The sequence below is a fragment of the Castellaniella defragrans genome (assembly GCF_014203015.1).
In the GTDB taxonomy this organism is placed as follows: Bacteria; Pseudomonadota; Gammaproteobacteria; order Burkholderiales; family Burkholderiaceae_B; genus Castellaniella; species Castellaniella defragrans.
The window spans coordinates 39,342-54,674 of sequence record NZ_JACHIB010000008.1 but is presented as its reverse complement, the minus strand read 5'-3'; the positions used below and the strand labels follow the sequence as shown (position 1 = coordinate 54,674).

The window sequence follows — 15,333 nt, the reverse complement described above, 5'->3', positions numbered from 1 at the left end:
TATGTTTCAGCAGTATCCTCCTGAAGCGGTCCAGCCACAGGTCGGCGAAGCGCCCGTGATCCTGCTGGGGCAGGGTGCCCGCGATGGCCAGGCTTCACAGCTTCCAGCTCACGCGCACGCCCACTTCCCTGGGGGGGCTGTAGATGGTGACCAGTCCGTTCAGGAAGCCGACCGCGTCATAGTGGCGGTCGGCGACGTTGTTGACATAGACGGTCAGATCGACGTTCTTGAGCATGTAGCCGGCGCTCAGATCAAGGATGCCAAAGCCGTTGCGCGAGTATGCGTTGGCCGCGTCCAGATAGACCTTGCTTGCGCCGTGCAGCCGCGCCTGCGCGTACCAGCCGCGCGCATCCTGGTAGCGCAGGCCGGCGTAGCCGCTGACGCGGGGCGAGAAGGCGTTGTCGTTGCCGCCGTAGCTTTTGGCGCCGTCCTGGAATTCGCGGAACGTGCTGCGGTTCAGCGCCAGGCCCGCCTGCAGGTTCCAGCCGGGCGCCAGCCGGTAGTCGATGTCGAATTCCGCCCCGATGGAGCGTCCGGTGGCCGCGTTGGTGATGAAGACCTGGCCGGGCGTCACCATTTGCTGCACCTGCATCTGCCGGATGTCCATGGCGTACAGCGCGGCGCCGTAGCGCAGCGTGTCGTCCAGCGCGGTGCCCTTGGCGCCGAGTTCGAGCGCCCACACCTTCTCGGGATCGTATTCGCGATAGGCGGCGGGCGAGAAGGCGTTGAAGCCGCCGGCGCGATAGCCTTCTGCCAGGCTGGCGTACAGGCTGGTGCGCGGATTGACGGCGTATTGCAGCGCCAGCTTGGGGGAGAATTGCGTATAGGTGCGAGATTGCCGATCCATGCCGGGCATGTCGAAGCGGATCCGGGTCTGTTCCAGGCGTCCGCCCGCGACCAGGGACCACGGGCCGGACAGCGGGATCGTCCAGTGCGTGAACAGTGCGGCGGTGCGCTGCTTCTGGATTCCCGAAGTCAGGGTCAGGGCCATGGGGGTTTTCTGGGCGAAGGACAAGTCCTGTTTGTCGTCGTCCAGGTACAGCCCGGCCAGCCAGCGCGTCTGGCCCGCTTCGCCGCCCTCCAGGCGCAGTTCCTGCGACAGGGTGGTGAACTCGTGCCGGCGCCCGATGTGCATCATGTCGGCGGGCTGGAAATCGGTGTCCTGCTGCAGGTCGTCCACGTAGGTGTTGCGCGCGGTGGTCGAGCGCAGCCGGATGCCGGAGTCGAACCGGTGCGTGACGTCCAGCGACCAGGTGCGCGCCGTGGATCGGTTCCAGCCCTCGGTGCCGGAGCGCACCTCGGCGCGTTCGGGCGAGGAGGGCGATCCCCACAGCGAGGCCTGGTCGCGGTATTCGTTCTGGGTGTAGCGCAGGATGGCGTCGGTGCGCGCCCCTGGCGTCCAGCGCAAGGCGAACCGGCCGCTGCGCCGCATCTGGCCGCCGTCCTTCTGGTCCAGCCACGTGTTTTCCAGGAAGCCGTCCTGGCGGCTGAAGGAACCCGCGACCCCCAGGAACAGCTGGTCCTGGACCAGGGGGTGGCTGAGGTCGAAGCGCAGGGCGCGCCGCTCATGGTTGCCCGCCTCGGCGGAAATGAAGGCGTAGGGCTCGTTGCCGGGCTTGCGGGTCGTGATGTTGATGACCCCCGCCTCGGCATTGCGGCCGTACAGCGTCGACTGAGGCCCCTTCAGCACTTCCACCTGTTCGACGCCCAATAATGGATCCTCGAACCCCTGCCCGCGCAGCGTGGGCACTCCATCGACGATGAGCGCGGTCGAGGAGGAAAAGGACGTCACGTTGGCGTTCATGCCGCGGATGACGGGAGGCAGCAGGCCGGATTGCCCCATGGGCTGAAAGCTCAGGCCGCTGACCATGCCCGACAGCGCATCCAGGCTTTGCGCGCCTTCTTCCGCGAGCGTCTCGCCATCGACGACGGCGATGGCCGCGGGCACGCTCAGGAGATCCTCGTCCTGCTTCTGCGCATGGACGATGATGGGAGGCAGTCCGGTGGCTCGATCCGTTTCCGCAGGACTGCCGGCCGCCGGCCGGTCCTGCGCAGTCTGTCCCAGCGCCGGGGCCGGCAGGCTCATCTGGATGAGGGCCGCGCCGCATGCCGCCGTGACCGCGCGCAGGGGGATGTGTCTGTGGATCGGACCATGTGTGCGGGATGCGCGTTCCATCTCGTCTGCGTTCCTTGTCTGTGAGGGTTGCGGGGCTGTCGCTGTCGGTGGACATGTGGATGCCTTTTGTCATGATAGATACGAATGAGAATGCTTGATATTCACATTCATATGCAAAGCGATCTTATTCCTATGCGATTCTCGGATCCGGTTCCAGGATGCCAAGGAGGAGGCCACACTCGCAGATTCACTCACACAGGAGAGCCCCATGGCCAGGATGCGTCTGCTCGGTTTGCAATGGCTGTTTGGCTGGATGAATCTGGCGCTGGCCGTGCCGGCGATCTACCTGATGTTCGGCATGCCGGTGGTGATGCGCCAGCATGACTGGAGCGGCACGGAAATCGGCCTGTTCCAGCTCGCGGCGCTGCCGGCGATCTTCAAGTTCCTGTTCGCCGTGCCGGTGCAGCGGATGCGGCTGGGGCGCGGGCACTTCGTGCACTGGCTGCTGCTGCTGTGCGTGGCGCTGTTGGCGCTGTACTGGCAGCTTGGCCGGGCGAACCTGATCGATGATCACGCGCTGCTGTTCGCGCTGACGCTGGCCGTCAGCGTCGCGGCCACCTGGGCCGACATCCCGCTCAATGCGCTGGCGGTGCAGTGGCTGCCGCGCGCCGAACAGATGCGGGCGGGCAGCATCCGCTCGGCGGCGATGTTCCTGGGGGCGATCGTGGGCGGCGGCATCCTGATCGTCGTGCAGGCGCGCCATGGCTGGCAGGCGCCATTCTGGCTGATGGGCGCCGGGCTGGCGCTGGGGATGCCGCCGTTCCTGCTCCTGTGCTCACGGGCCGCGCCGCGGGGAGCGATGGCCGCCGATCAGGCGCCCGAGCCCGGCATGCTGGCCGACTGGGCGGGATTCTTCGGCCAGCCCGGCGCACGGCAGTGGACGCTGTTGCTGCTGACCAGCTTTCCTTTCATCGGCGCGGCGTGGTTGTACCTGAAGCCGTTGATGCTGGATCTGGGCATGCCGCTCGAGCGCGTGGCCTTCATCGTCGGCATCGTGGGGGGCTCGACAGGCGCGTTGTTCAGTCTGATCGGTGGCCTGCTGATACCGCTGCTGGGGATTGCGCGCGCCATCGTGCTGTACCTGCTGGTGACGCTGGGTGCACTGGTCCTGTTGACGCTGACCGTCTGGATGCCGCTGGGCGAAGAGGGCTGGCTGATCGCCAGCGCGATCCTGGTCGCGGCCGGCATGGGATTGGTGTCGGCGCTGATGTTCGGCTTGACGATGTGTTTCACCCGGCGCCAGCGCAATGCGACCGACTATGGGCTGCAGGTCACGCTGTTCACGGTGGCGCGCCTGGCCGTGCCGGTGCTGGCGGGCATGTTGCTCGACGTGCTGGGCTACGACGGCATGCTGGCGGTGCTCACGCTGGGCGTTCTGGCCGCCTTTGGTATCGCCTTCCGGGTGCGCGAGGCGGTTGCTCGATCCACGCAGCCGATGCTGGTGGAACGGGATGGGCCGGCATGTCCATGAGCACCGAAAGCCGATATCCGGGCTCCCCGGCGGGCCTGCCCCTTCCTGTTGGTGATGGCCATGGCCCTGCCGATGCTCTTTTGCGCCATCGGCCTCCTTGGGCCTTCCCCCCGCCGGGCACGCTGCCGTGCTTCGTGCCGCTGCGCGTGCGCCGCCGGATGTGACCATCATGCGGTTCGCAGGCAAATTCGCTACACTGGGGTCATTCTATCCACCGCACAGGAGACGCCGGTGGACCTGAACCAGCGCTGCCACATCGAAACCGTGCTCGGCCTGACGAGCGGGCGCAAGCGCGCGCCCGCGATCCACGGCACGGGTTGCGACAGTCTCATACAGGACTCCTGGCAGCGCTGCGTCGATGTCCATGGGCTGGACCCGACCAGCCCGCAGCCGGCGCGGATCCTGCCCGGCGGCGAACTGCGCGAACACCAGGAGCGCGTCGAAGAATTCACCCGGATCGCGCGCGACGGCCTCATCCAGCTTTATCACCAGATCGCGGGCGTGGGCTATGTGGTCCTGCTGACCGACGCCCAGGGCGTGACGGTGGATTACATCGGCGACGAGCGCTCCGCGGCGGAGTTGCGCCGCACCGGCCTCTATCTCGGGGCGGACTGGGCGGAGACGCATGCCGGGACCTGCGCCGTGGGTACCGCACTGGCGACGGGCCAGGCGCTGACGGTGCATCAGACGGATCACTTCGACGTCACGCATATTCCGCTGACCTGCACGGCGGTGCCGGTATTCGATTCGCAGGGGCGGATGAGCGCCGTGCTGGATGCCTCGGCGCTCACGTCCCCGGCTCCCAAGTCCAGCCAGCAGTTCGCGCTGCAGCTGGTCAAGATCTACGCTCAGCGGATCGAGAACGCCTGCTTCATGCGGGCGCACCACCATGACTGGACGCTGCGCCTGTCGGCGTCGCCGGCCTTCGTCGACGTGGCGCCGGACATCCTGATCGCTCTGGACGCCGGGGGCCGCGTGATCGGCCACAACCGGTATGCGCAGAAGCTGCTGGAGCGCGAGCTTGGCCTGCCGGGCGCCGGGACGCGGCACGAGAGCCGGATCCTGGGCTGCGCGTTCGATGCGATCTTCGATGCTTCCTTCGAGCGGCTGGGAGACTATCTCGGCTCCCGGCGGCCGGAAGGGCGGGCCATCACCTTCACGAAAACCGGCCATACGCTGTTCCTCGCGGCGGTGCCCCCCGTGAAACGCCCGCAGGGGATGCCGGGAACGCTGCCCAGCGTGGCGGACCTCCCCGCGCCGCTCGCCGCGCTGACGGGCGGCGATGCGCCGCTCACGCGCCAGCTGCAGCGCGCGGCGCGGCTGGTGGATTCGCCGATCAATCTGCTGATCCACGGCGAGACCGGCTCGGGCAAGGAATATTTCGCCAAGGCGCTGCACGCGGCCAGCGCCCGCCACCGGCGGCCGTTCGTCTCGGTCAACTGCGCGGCCATCCCGGAGGCCCTGATCGAGAGCGAGCTGTTCGGCCATCTGCCCGGCAGCTTCTCGGGGGCCGGACCCAACGGCAAGCGCGGATTGATCCAGGAGGCTGACGGCGGCACGCTGTTTCTGGACGAGATCGGCGACATGCCGTATGCGCTGCAGGCGCGGCTGCTGCGGGTGCTCGCCGAGCGCGAGGTGCTGGCCGTCGGCGCGGTGCGCCCGGTGCCGGTGGACATCCACGTGATTTCCGCCAGTCACCATGACCTGGAGCGGCTCGTGCTCGACGGACGCTTCCGCGAGGATCTGTACTACCGGCTCAAGGGCGTCGTGTTCACGCTGCCGCCCGTGCGCGAGCGCAGCGACCTGGACTGGCTCATCGGCAAGCTGCTGGGCACGGGGATCCGGATCGAACCGGCCGCGCGGGCCCGGCTCGGAGCCTATGGCTGGCCGGGCAACCTGCGCGAACTGCGCAACGTGCTGGAATATGCGCGGGCGGTCTGCAATCACGGCATCATCCGGGATGCGGATCTCCCGGATGATTTCGCGCAATGCCAGCGCGCGGCGGCGCCGGTGCCGGGCGATGGCGGCGGGCCGCGGCTGGCGGGCCGGCCGCCTGGCCATCCGGATGGCGGCCCGCCGCCGTACGATGCGGCGCCGCTCGTCAGGGAACTGTGCGCCGCGGGCTGGAACGTGAGCGCCGCGGCGCGCAAGCTGGGCATCAGCCGGATGACCCTGTACCGGCGCATGAAGCGCTATGGCGTGCGCTCGCCCAATCAGATCAGCGCGGCGGGGGATACGCTGTGACAGGTGGCCTGTGACAGCTGTCACAGGCCGTTCCAGGTGTCGCGGCCGATCCGGCCGTTTTTTCAGGGTCAACCCTTAAATTCCGCCGGCTGGAAGCCTCCGCAGAGTTGGCACGCCTTTTGCATCTCCCAGGTCATGGCAATGATTCTGGGAGAACGCAATGCGCGAAGCTGCACGGCAGGCGGCGGCCGGCGTATCGGATCGGGCGGGGGCGGCCGGGGATGGCGCGGTCGTGGGCATCATTGCCAATCCCGTATCGGCGCGCGACATCCGGCGCGTCGTCGCCAATGCGGGCAGCCTGCAGCTTGCGGACCGGGCCAATATCGTGTTGCGCGCACTCGCGGCGCTGGGCGCCTGCGATGTGCGCCAGGTCCTGATGATGCCCGATCACGAGGGCCTGCGCGTCATGCTCACGCGCCATCTGGCGCGTGCCCGCGCGGCCGACGGGAGCGACCGCCGCTGGCCGCGCCTGGGCTGGCTGGAAATGCCGGTGACCGGCCGGGTCGATGACAGCTTCAGGGCGGCCCGCCTGCTGCGCGAAGCCGGGGCGGCCGCGATCATCGTGCTCGGCGGCGACGGCACCCATCGCGCAGTCGTGCGCGAATGCGGCCGGGTTCCCATCGCGGGCATCTCGACCGGCACCAACAACGCCTATCCGGAAATGCGCGAGGCCACGACGGCCGGCCTGGCGGTCGGCCTGTACGCGAGCGGACGGATTCCGGCGGCACGGGCCCTGGCGTGGAACAAGCGCCTGGACGTGGCGCTCAATGCGGGACGCGCCGATGCGCGCAGCGACATCGCCCTGGTGGACGTCGCGATTGCGCGCGAGCGTTACATCGGCGCCAGGGCCCTCTGGAAAACGGATTCGCTCGCCGCCGTCTATCTGTCGTTCGCCGAGCCCGATGCGCTTGGCCTGTCGTCCATCGGCGGCCTGCTCGACCCCGTGGGGCGGCATGAGCCGGGCGGCCTGTGTGTCGAGCTGTCCCCCTCGGGCGTCCCCGGCGCGGAGGCCGCGCGGGCCGCCGGCGCCGGTGGACCGGATGCGGCCGGAGTTCCCCGCTTCGATCTGCGGGCGCCCATCGTGCCCGGTCTCATCGAGACCGTACCCGTGCATGCCTGGCGGCGGCTGTCCGATGGCGAGCCGGTGCGCGTGCGCCAGCGGGAGGGCGTCGTGGCGCTCGACGGAGAGCGCGAAATCACGTTCGGCCCCGATGACGTGCTCACCGTGACGCTGCGCGAACGCGCGTTTCGCAGCGTCGATGTCGGCGCCTGCCTGCGCCATGCCGCCGAACACGGGCTGCTGCGCCGCGCGCACGGCGGTTCCCCGCCAATTTCCCCCACCGCTTCAGTTTCCTGAGGCGCCATCCCACCCAGCAAGGAGAGCCGCATGGCCATTGCCCATCCCACCGGATCGACCGCGTTGCCGCTCGGGCACGATGAACTGCTGCATTGCTATCGGAAAATGCGCACGATCCGCGAATTCGAGGAACGTCTGCATGTGGATTTCGCGCGGGGAGACATCCCCGGCTTCGTCCACCTGTACGCCGGAGAGGAGGCGACCGGCGTCGGTGTCATCCACCACCTGGGCGACGGCGACCGCATCGCCAGCACGCACCGCGGCCACGGCCACTGCATTGCCAAGGGCGTGGATGTGGTCGCCATGATGGAGGAAATCTATGGCAGGAAGGGCGGGGCCTGCAACGGCAAGGGCGGTTCCATGCATATCGCCGATCTGTCCAAGGGGATGCTCGGGGCAAACGGGATCGTGGGCGCCGGCGCCCCCCTGGTCTGCGGCGCCGCGCTGGCGGCCAAGTTCCGCGGCAAGGGCGAGGTGGGCATCACCTTTTTCGGCGACGGCGCGTCCAACCAGGGGACGGTGCTCGAAAGCATGAACCTGGCCGCGGCCTGGGACCTGCCGATGATTTTCGTGATCGAGAACAACGGCTATGCCGAGGCCACTTCGCGCTACTACGCCACTGCCGTGGACAGCTATGTCGATCGTGCGGCGGGATTCGGCATCCCGGGCGTCACGGTCGACGGCATCGACTTCTTCGCCGTGCACGAGGCGGCCGGAGAGGTGATCCGGCGCGCCCGCGAGGGCGGCGGACCCTCGGTGCTCGAATGCAAGGTGGTGCGCTTCTATGGCCACTTTGAAGGCGACGCGCAGACCTACCGCGCCCCGGGCGAGCTGGAGGACATCCGCCTCAACCGCGACTGCCTGAAGCTCTTCACCGCGCGCGTGACCGAGGCCGGCGTCATCGCGCAGGCCGAGCTCGATGCGATAGACCGCGAGGTGGCGGCCTTGATCGAAGACGCCGTGCAGCAGGCGAAGGCCGCTCCCTTGCCGACCGAGGCCGACCTGACCACCGACGTGTACGTCAGCTATTGAACCCGACTGAACCGACCAGGAACTTTTATCATGGCCCGAAAACTCAGTATGAAACTGGCGATCAATGAAGCAATCAATCAGGAGATGGCGCGCGATCCGAGCGTGATCATGCTCGGGGAGGACATCGTCGGCGGCGCCGGCGGAGGAGGGCAGAGCGATGCCTGGGGCGGGGTGCTGGGCGTCACCAAGGATCTGCACGGCAAGCACGGCGGACGCCTGCTCGATACGCCGCTGTCCGAGAGCGCCTACATCGGCGCGGCGATCGGCGCGGCGGCCTGCGGCATGCGCCCGATCGCCGAGCTCATGTTCATCGACTTCATGGGCGTGTGCTTCGACCAGATCTACAACCAGGCCGCCAAGTTCCGCTACATGTTCGGCGGCAAGGCGCAGACCCCGGTGGTCATCCGGGCGATGGTGGGCGCCGGCTTTCGCGCGGCGGCCCAGCATTCGCAGATGCTGACTCCGCTGTTCACGCACATCCCGGGGCTGAAGGTGGTGTGTCCGAGCACGCCCTACGACAGCAAGGGACTGCTGATCCAGTCGATCCGCGACAACGATCCCGTGATCTTCTGCGAGCACAAGAACCTGTACGGGATGGAGGGCGACGTGCCCGAGGCGCCCTATGCCATTCCCTTCGGCGAGGCAGAGATCGTGCGCGACGGCAAGCACGTCTCGATCGTGGCCTACGGCCTCATGGTCCACCGCGCCCTGGAGGCCGCGGCGCTGCTCGCCCGGGAGGGCATCGAGGCCGAGGTGATCGACCTGCGCACGCTGTCGCCGCTGGACATGGACACCGTGCTGGAGTCGGTCGAGAACACGGGGCATCTGGTGGTGGTCGACGAGGCGAGTCCCCGCTGCAACATCGCGGCCGACGTGGCGGCCCAGGTGGCGATGCAGCTCTTCGATGCCCTGGAAGGGCCCGTGCAGATGGTCTCGCCGCCGCACACCCCCGTGCCGTTTTCGCCGGCGCTGGAAGACATGTACATCCCCGGCGCCGAGCGCATCGCCCAGGCGGCGCGCCGCGCAATGGGCAAGAAAGGGAGCAAGTGATGGCTATGGAGATTACCCCGATCGTCATGCCCAAGTGGGGGCTGGAGATGCGCCAGGGCACGGTGCTGGAATGGCTGGTGTCGGTGGGCGACCCCATCGAGAGGGGCCAGGCGCTGGTCGACGTCGAGACCGACAAGATCTCCAATGCGGTGGAAGCCACCGATCCGGGAGTGTTGCGCCGCATCGTGGCGGCCAGCGGCGAGGTCCTGCCGGTCAAGGCGCTGCTCGCCGTCATGGCCGGGCCCGACGTGAGCGATGCCGACATCGACGCGTACATCGCGGCCTACGAGGTGCCGGCCGCGGAAGCCGAAGGCGGGGACGACGGGCCGGCCTACCTGTATGCGGACGTGGGCGGCATCCGCGTGCGCCATGTGCGGCGCGGGCCGGACGAGGGCGTGCCGGCGCTGCTGATCCACGGCTTTGGCGGCGATCTGAACAACTGGCTGTTCAACATCGATGCCCTGGCCGGGCGCGGCCCGGTCATCGCCTTCGATCTTCCCGCGCACGGACAGACCAGCATCGCGCTGGCCGGCGCCACCCTGGGCGAGATGGCCGCCTTCGTCACGCGGTTCATGGACGCGGTCGGCGTGGAATCGGCCCATCTGATCGGGCATTCGCTGGGCGGCGCGATCGCCATGCGCCTGGCGCTGGACGCCCCCGGCAGGGCGGCCTCGCTGGCATTGATCGACAGCGCCGGTTTCGGCGACGACATCAACGGCGACTACACCGGCGGTTTCATCCGCGCCGCCTCGCGCCGCGAGCTCAAGCCCGTCGCCCAGCTGCTGTTCGCCGATGACAGTCTGGTCACTCGGCAGATGCTCGACGATCTGCTGAGGTACAAGCGTCTGGATGGCGTCACGCAGGCCCTGACGGCGCTCGACCGGCAACTGTTCGCCGGCGGGCGGCAGGCGGAGCAGCCTGGACGCGAGCTGGGCCGTTTCGGCAAGCCGGTGCTCGTGGTCTGGGGCCGGGAGGATCGCATCATCCCCAGCGCCCAGGCGCAGGCCGCCCCCGAAGGCGCGCGCATCGAGATCCTGGCCGGCGCCGGACACATGCCGCAGATGGAGAAGGCAAGCGAGGTGAATGCGCTGCTCAAGGCGCACCTGCAGGCCGCCTGAGTCGGGCGAAGAAAGCCTCGCCTCAATCGATTCCGGCCGCCGACTCGGGATTGACGCCCAGCCGGGCTCGCGGCCCTTCGGGCCGCCGGTGCAGGCCGGCGATCCGGTAGCCGGCGTAGAGCAGGCCGATCCAGAAGGGCAGGATCCAGACCGCGTTGCGCGTGCCGTCCAGCTGCGTCATCATCGCCAGGATCAGCAGCAGGAAGGCGGCGGTCAGGAAGTTGGCGTACGGAAAGAAGGGCGACTCGAAGCGCAGCGTGGAACCCTGCCGCCGGTGCGCCCGGCGGAACCGGAAATGCACCAGGACGATCAGCATCCAGGTGAGGGTGGCCGCGGCCGTGGCCACGGCCATGACCTGCATGAATGCGCCTTCGGGGATCAGGTAGTTCACGAGGACGATCACCAGGGTGCAGGCCGAGGAGAACAGGATGCCCGCCGCCGGGATCCGGTTGCGGTTCAGGCGCAGGAAGATCTTCGGGGCGTTGCCCTGTTCGGCCAGGCTGTAGAGCATGCGGCCGTTGCTGTACATGCCGCTGTTGTAGACCGAGATGGCGGCGGTCAGCACGACGAGGTTGAGGAGGTCGGCGGCGGCGGGGATGCCGAGCCGGGAAAAGATCATGACGAAGGGGCTGCCTTCCATGCCGACCTGGTTCCAGGGGTAGATGACGACCAGGATGGTCAGCGCGCCGATGTAGAAGACCAGGATGCGCCACATGACCTGGCGGATGGCGCGGGGGATGCTGTTTGCCGGGTCGTCGGATTCTCCCGCCGTGATGCCGATCAGCTCGGTGCCGCCGAAGGAAAACATCACGACCACCAGGGACAGCAGCAGCCCGTGGACGCCGTTGGGCAGGAAGCCGCCGTGGATCCAGAGGTTGTCGATCCCGGTGCTTTCGTGTCCCAGGCCGAAGACGATCAGGACCAGGCCCAGCACGATCATCCCGATGATGGCCAGGATCTTGATCAGGGCGAACCAGAATTCGCATTCGCCGAAGAACCGGACGTTGATCAGGTTGATGGCGGTGATGCCGACCAGGACCGTCAAGGCGCTCGCCCAGGCGGGAAAGCCGGGCAGCCAGTACGAGACGTAGATGCCGACCACGGACAGCTCGGCCATGCTGACCAGGATGTAGAGCAGCCAATAGTTCCAGCCGGCCAGGAAGCCGGGGAAGGCGCCCCAGTACCGGTAGGCGAAATGGCTGAAGGCGCCCGAGACGGGTTCCTGCGTGGACATCTCGCCCAGCATGCGCATGATCAGGTAGATGAAGAGCCCGCCGATCACGTAGGACAGGATGATGCCCGGACCGACCAGCTGGATGGACGCGGCCGAGCCGTAGAAAAGCCCGGTGCCGATCGCGCCGCCCAGAGCGATCATCTGGATGTGGCGGTTTTTCAGGTTGCGGGCGAGTCCGCCGGCTTGAGTGGCTGACATGGGATTGTCTCCTGAGGCACCGGATTCCGGGGCGGCTTCGGCCTGCTCCCGGATCCGGCTTGTTCTTTGGTTTGTTTTTTGCTTTGTGCGGGATCAGGCGGCGATGGGTTCCAGCGAGGATTGGAAGTGGCGCAGGATGGGGGGTTCCCAGGTGATGCGGTAGCCTCGCGTGATGCGGTGCGCGCGCTGCTTGATTTCGCTCAGCGCCTCGGCCACGACGTCCAGGTGGGCCTGGGTGTACACCCGCCGGGGGATGGCCAGGCGCGTGAACTCGAAGCTGGCCTGCAGCTGCTTGCCGGTGTCGGGGTCGTTGCCCAGCATGTACGAGCCGATGTCGCAGCTGCGGATGCCGGCTTCCCGGTACAGTTCGATGGCCAGGACCTGGCCGGGATATTCGGTATAGGGGATGTGCGGCAGCAGGGCGGCCGCATCCACGAAGATGCCGTGTCCGCCGACCGGGGACTGGTAGGCGATGCCGGCATCGTCCAGCAGGCCGCCCAGGTATTCCATCTGGCCGATGCGGTAGCGCAGGTAGCTTTCGTCGACCCCTTCGCGCAGCCCGACGGCCAGCGCCTCCATGTCGCGTCCGCTGAGCCCGCCATAGGTGTAGAAGCCTTCGTAGGAAATGCAGGCGGTCCGGATGCCCTGGATCAGGTCCGAGGCGCCGTCGCGCACGCCGAGCAGCCCGCCCATGTTGACGATGGCGTCCTTCTTGGCCGACATAGTGAACAGGTCGGCGTGGCTGAACATCTCGCGCACGATCCGGGGGATCGGCACGTCCTTGTACTCCGCCTCGTCGCGCTGGATGAAATAGGCGTTCTCGGCGTAGCGGGCGGCGTCGATGCAGACCGGAATCCCGTATTGCCTGGCCAGTGCCGCGACTTCGCGCAGGTTCTGCATCGAGACCGGCTGCCCGCCCGCCGAGTTGTTGGTGATCGTCATGACGATGAGGCCGACGCGCCCGCCGTGTTCACGCAGCAGTTGCTCCAGGCGCGGCACGTCCATGTTGCCCTTGAAGCGGGCCCGTTCGGCGGGGTGCCTGGCGGCTTCGACGACGCAATCGATGCAGCGCGCGCCGGCGAGTTCGACGTGGGCGCGCGTCGTGTCGAAGAACATGTTCGAGAGGGCCAGCTTGCCGGCGGACAGCAGCAGCGGGAACAGGACCTTTTCGGCGGCGCGCCCCTGGTGCACCGGCTGGATGTAGTCGTAGCCGAAGAGGTCGCGGGCCGTATCGATCAGCTTTTCGTAGCTGGCCGCGCCGGCGTAGGCTTCGTCGCCGCGCATGATGCCGGCCCATTGCCCGGTGCTCATGGCGCCCGTGCCGGAGTCGGTCAGCAGGTCGATGGCGCAATCTTCGCCCTTGAGGCCGAAAAGATTGTATTTGGCTTCGATGAGCCGGGACTCGCGTTCTTCGCGGGTGAGCATGCGCAGCGGCTCGACCGACTTGATGCGGAAGGGTTCGGGGATGTATTTGATCGCCATGAGAGGCCTCCGGAAACGATTGGATGGGAGGACACCCCGGTCGTCGCGTGGCCGCCTTGCCGGCGGCCGTGGACAGGCGGACAGTGCGAAGGATAAAGATTTCTTGTCTGCGATGTTTTAAGAAATTATTATCAGTTTATAGGCGTAACAGCCGCCTATGCGACGGATTATGCCGATGAGGCGGAAAATTTGCAAGAATCATTGAATTCGTTGCGCTTCACCTGATAAAAAATTATCATCTTGCATGAGGTTTCATTCTTTCCATCCTCGGGCGGAACAGCCGTGCGATGGCCTGCGGAGCACCGCTGTCCGCGGAGAACGGACGAACATCATGCAGAAAGCCTGGCTGCCGAACCACATCGCCTTGACCGGCTTCCTGGGCAGGACCCTGGGGCCGGATTATGAAATCGCCCTGTACGACCTGACGGAACCGGCCGCCGCGGTCGTGGCGATCGCCAACGGCCACGTCACCCAGCGCACGCTCGGAGCGCCGCTGCCCCCGCTGCTCGGGCAGTGGCTGGACGAGCCCCGGGACGAGCAGCCGGAGGAGTGGATCCAGCTCGCCGACATGACGGCGACGGGCAAGCTGCTGCGGACCTCGGCGCGCGTCGTCACCGACGAGGCCCGGCGCCGGGCCGGCCTGCTGACCATCAGTTTCGACGACAGCCGCTACCGCGATCTCAGCGAACGGATCCTGCGGCTGCGCCACCCCGATTCCTTCGTCGACAGCCATTTCGTCTCGCAAGCGCTGGAGGACGTGTCCGCGGCCGGAGAAATGCCGCCGCGCCCGTCTCCGGCCTCGGCGCGCGGGCTGGCGGCGGACATTCTGGCCCGGGCCAGGGCCGAGCTGAACGAGGAACCGGGGCGGCTGCGCCATCGCGAGCGCCTGAAATGGGTCGGCGGCCTGGATGCGCGCGGCTTCTTCGGCGTGAAAGGCGCCGTGGGCCTGCTGGCCGAGGAACTGGGCTGCTCTCCGGCCACGGTCTACCGCTACCTGAGCGCCGTGCGCGCCGCGGGCTAGCTGCTGGTCAGCCGCGGCGCCCGTGCGCGTAGGCTTCCACCAGCCGGTCGAGAAAGCCGTAGAGCTTCCGGTTCATGGCGCCGTAGTCGTGGGCGCGCAGGACGTCGGGCGGCTGCACGAACCGGCGCGCGGCGAATGTTTCCGGTTCCCGCTCCGATGCGGCGATCAGCAGTTCCACCACCGCGGGCGTGAATTCCATGTGGCACTGGAAGCCATAGACGAGATCGCCGTATTCGATGATCTGCCGGGGGCATCCTGCGCTGTAGGCGAGGATCTTCGCCTGTGCGGTCAGGCCCGGCATGTCGTTGTGCCAGTGGCCCACTTCCAGCGTGTCGCCGAAGTGCGAGAACTTGCCGTTCGCCTTGCCCGCGGCCGTCAGCGTGATGGGGAACTTGCCGATCTCCTTTTCCGGGCTGCGCTCGTGCGGGGCGCCGAGGGCCGTGCCGATCAGCTGCGATCCGAGGCAGACCCCGACGACGGCCTTTCCGCCGGCGATGCACCGGGCGATCAGGGCGCATTCGGCGGCGGCGTCGAAGTGCGGGCATTCCTCCCGGGTGGTGGACGGCGATTGCGGGCCGCCCATCACCACCAGCAGGTCGATGCCGTCGATGGACCGCGGCAGCGGCTCATGGTCGTAGACGCGCGAATGGCTCGCCTCGAATCCGCGGTCCTCGACCCAGGTTTCATAGGCGCCGAGGGCCTCGAACGACTCGTGCACGACGAAATGGACCTTCATGATCTTCCTTGGAGCGCGTTGGGCAAGTGCGTTGAACGATCCGGGTGTGGCCGGGGGGCGCCGGCGGCCGGACCGGATCGAGCCGCGGTCCGGGCTTTCGTGGGTGTTCCGGCCTCGCGCCCGTCCAGTCGCCTTGCCGGAAGTTTAATCGCGTCGGCGCCGGCGCGGGTCCCGGCCGGGTCCCGGATGCGCGCAAGCCGCATCCGGAGAGGGG

11 protein-coding genes are annotated in these 15,333 nt (G+C 67.7%); 7 read left to right on the top strand and 4 right to left on the bottom strand.

The window, feature by feature from the left end; genetic code table 11:
• Positions 1 to 94 precede the first annotated feature (94 nt).
• Positions 95 to 2,176: a TonB-dependent receptor gene (locus HNR28_RS08070; RefSeq protein ID WP_148304928.1), complete on the bottom strand. Its 2,082-nt coding sequence runs from the start codon at positions 2,174 to 2,176 to the stop codon at positions 95 to 97.
• A gap of 208 nt (positions 2,177 to 2,384) precedes the next feature.
• Here HNR28_RS08070 and HNR28_RS08065 point away from each other — a divergent pair, with 208 nt between their 5' ends.
• The 6 genes from HNR28_RS08065 (at position 2,385) to HNR28_RS08040 (ending at position 10,448) form a co-directional block, all read left to right on the top strand.
• A complete protein-coding gene (locus HNR28_RS08065; protein ID WP_043682221.1) occupies positions 2,385 to 3,647 on the top strand; it encodes an MFS transporter in 1,263 nt (420 codons plus the stop codon).
• 231 nt (positions 3,648 to 3,878) lie between these two features.
• A complete protein-coding gene (locus HNR28_RS08060; protein WP_151024057.1) occupies positions 3,879 to 5,891 on the top strand; it encodes a sigma-54-dependent Fis family transcriptional regulator in 2,013 nt (670 codons plus the stop codon).
• A 160-nt stretch (positions 5,892 to 6,051) separates the two neighbouring features.
• Positions 6,052 to 7,248 carry an ATP-NAD kinase family protein gene (locus HNR28_RS08055; protein WP_151024046.1) on the top strand — a complete coding sequence of 399 codons (1,197 nt, stop codon included), beginning with the start codon at positions 6,052 to 6,054 and terminating at the stop codon, positions 7,246 to 7,248.
• A 30-nt stretch (positions 7,249 to 7,278) separates the two neighbouring features.
• Positions 7,279 to 8,280: a thiamine pyrophosphate-dependent dehydrogenase E1 component subunit alpha gene (locus HNR28_RS08050; protein ID WP_151024047.1), complete on the top strand. Its 1,002-nt coding sequence runs from the start codon at positions 7,279 to 7,281 to the stop codon at positions 8,278 to 8,280.
• 30 nt (positions 8,281 to 8,310) lie between these two features.
• Positions 8,311 to 9,330 carry an alpha-ketoacid dehydrogenase subunit beta gene (locus HNR28_RS08045; protein ID WP_043682230.1) on the top strand — a complete coding sequence of 340 codons (1,020 nt, stop codon included), beginning with the start codon at positions 8,311 to 8,313 and terminating at the stop codon, positions 9,328 to 9,330.
• Positions 9,330 to 10,448 (top strand): acetoin dehydrogenase dihydrolipoyllysine-residue acetyltransferase subunit, encoded by a 1,119-nt coding sequence (locus tag HNR28_RS08040; RefSeq protein ID WP_151024048.1) that lies wholly within the window; start codon positions 9,330 to 9,332, stop codon positions 10,446 to 10,448. Before HNR28_RS08045 ends, HNR28_RS08040 begins: the two co-directional genes overlap by 1 nt.
• Positions 10,449 to 10,470: 22 nt before the next feature.
• Here HNR28_RS08040 and HNR28_RS08035 read toward each other — a convergent pair whose 3' ends face one another.
• Together HNR28_RS08035 and HNR28_RS08030 are read right to left on the bottom strand one after the other, a co-directional pair.
• Positions 10,471 to 11,880 (bottom strand): amino acid permease, encoded by a 1,410-nt coding sequence (locus HNR28_RS08035; RefSeq protein ID WP_151024049.1) that lies wholly within the window; start codon positions 11,878 to 11,880, stop codon positions 10,471 to 10,473.
• 93 nt (positions 11,881 to 11,973) lie between these two features.
• On the bottom strand, positions 11,974 to 13,362 hold the full coding sequence (locus tag HNR28_RS08030) for a tryptophanase (RefSeq protein ID WP_151024050.1): 1,389 nt from the start codon (positions 13,360 to 13,362) through the stop codon (positions 11,974 to 11,976).
• A gap of 331 nt (positions 13,363 to 13,693) precedes the next feature.
• Between HNR28_RS08030 and HNR28_RS08025 the strand changes: the two genes are divergently transcribed.
• Positions 13,694 to 14,383: a helix-turn-helix transcriptional regulator gene (locus HNR28_RS08025; RefSeq protein ID WP_170288428.1), complete on the top strand. Its 690-nt coding sequence runs from the start codon at positions 13,694 to 13,696 to the stop codon at positions 14,381 to 14,383.
• Positions 14,384 to 14,390: 7 nt separating this feature from the next.
• On the opposite strand, the gene HNR28_RS08020 is transcribed toward HNR28_RS08025, so the two are convergent.
• Positions 14,391 to 15,119 (bottom strand): type 1 glutamine amidotransferase, encoded by a 729-nt coding sequence (locus HNR28_RS08020; protein ID WP_151024052.1) that lies wholly within the window; start codon positions 15,117 to 15,119, stop codon positions 14,391 to 14,393.
• Positions 15,120 to 15,333 lie beyond the last annotated feature (214 nt).

Coding starts and splice junctions, on each gene's coding strand:
- HNR28_RS08020 (WP_151024052.1), bottom strand. CDS start 15,119: ATGAAGGTCCATTTCGTCGTGCACGAGTCGTTCGAGGCCCTCGGCGCC.
- HNR28_RS08055 (WP_151024046.1), top strand. CDS start 6,052: ATGCGCGAAGCTGCACGGCAGGCGGCGGCCGGCGTATCGGATCGGGCG.
- HNR28_RS08065 (WP_043682221.1), top strand. CDS start 2,385: ATGGCCAGGATGCGTCTGCTCGGTTTGCAATGGCTGTTTGGCTGGATG.
- HNR28_RS08050 (WP_151024047.1), top strand. CDS start 7,279: ATGGCCATTGCCCATCCCACCGGATCGACCGCGTTGCCGCTCGGGCAC.
- HNR28_RS08030 (WP_151024050.1), bottom strand. CDS start 13,362: ATGGCGATCAAATACATCCCCGAACCCTTCCGCATCAAGTCGGTCGAG.
- HNR28_RS08045 (WP_043682230.1), top strand. CDS start 8,311: ATGGCCCGAAAACTCAGTATGAAACTGGCGATCAATGAAGCAATCAAT.
- HNR28_RS08040 (WP_151024048.1), top strand. CDS start 9,330: ATGGCTATGGAGATTACCCCGATCGTCATGCCCAAGTGGGGGCTGGAG.
- HNR28_RS08070 (WP_148304928.1), bottom strand. CDS start 2,176: ATGGAACGCGCATCCCGCACACATGGTCCGATCCACAGACACATCCCC.
- HNR28_RS08035 (WP_151024049.1), bottom strand. CDS start 11,880: ATGTCAGCCACTCAAGCCGGCGGACTCGCCCGCAACCTGAAAAACCGC.
- HNR28_RS08025 (WP_170288428.1), top strand. CDS start 13,694: ATGCAGAAAGCCTGGCTGCCGAACCACATCGCCTTGACCGGCTTCCTG.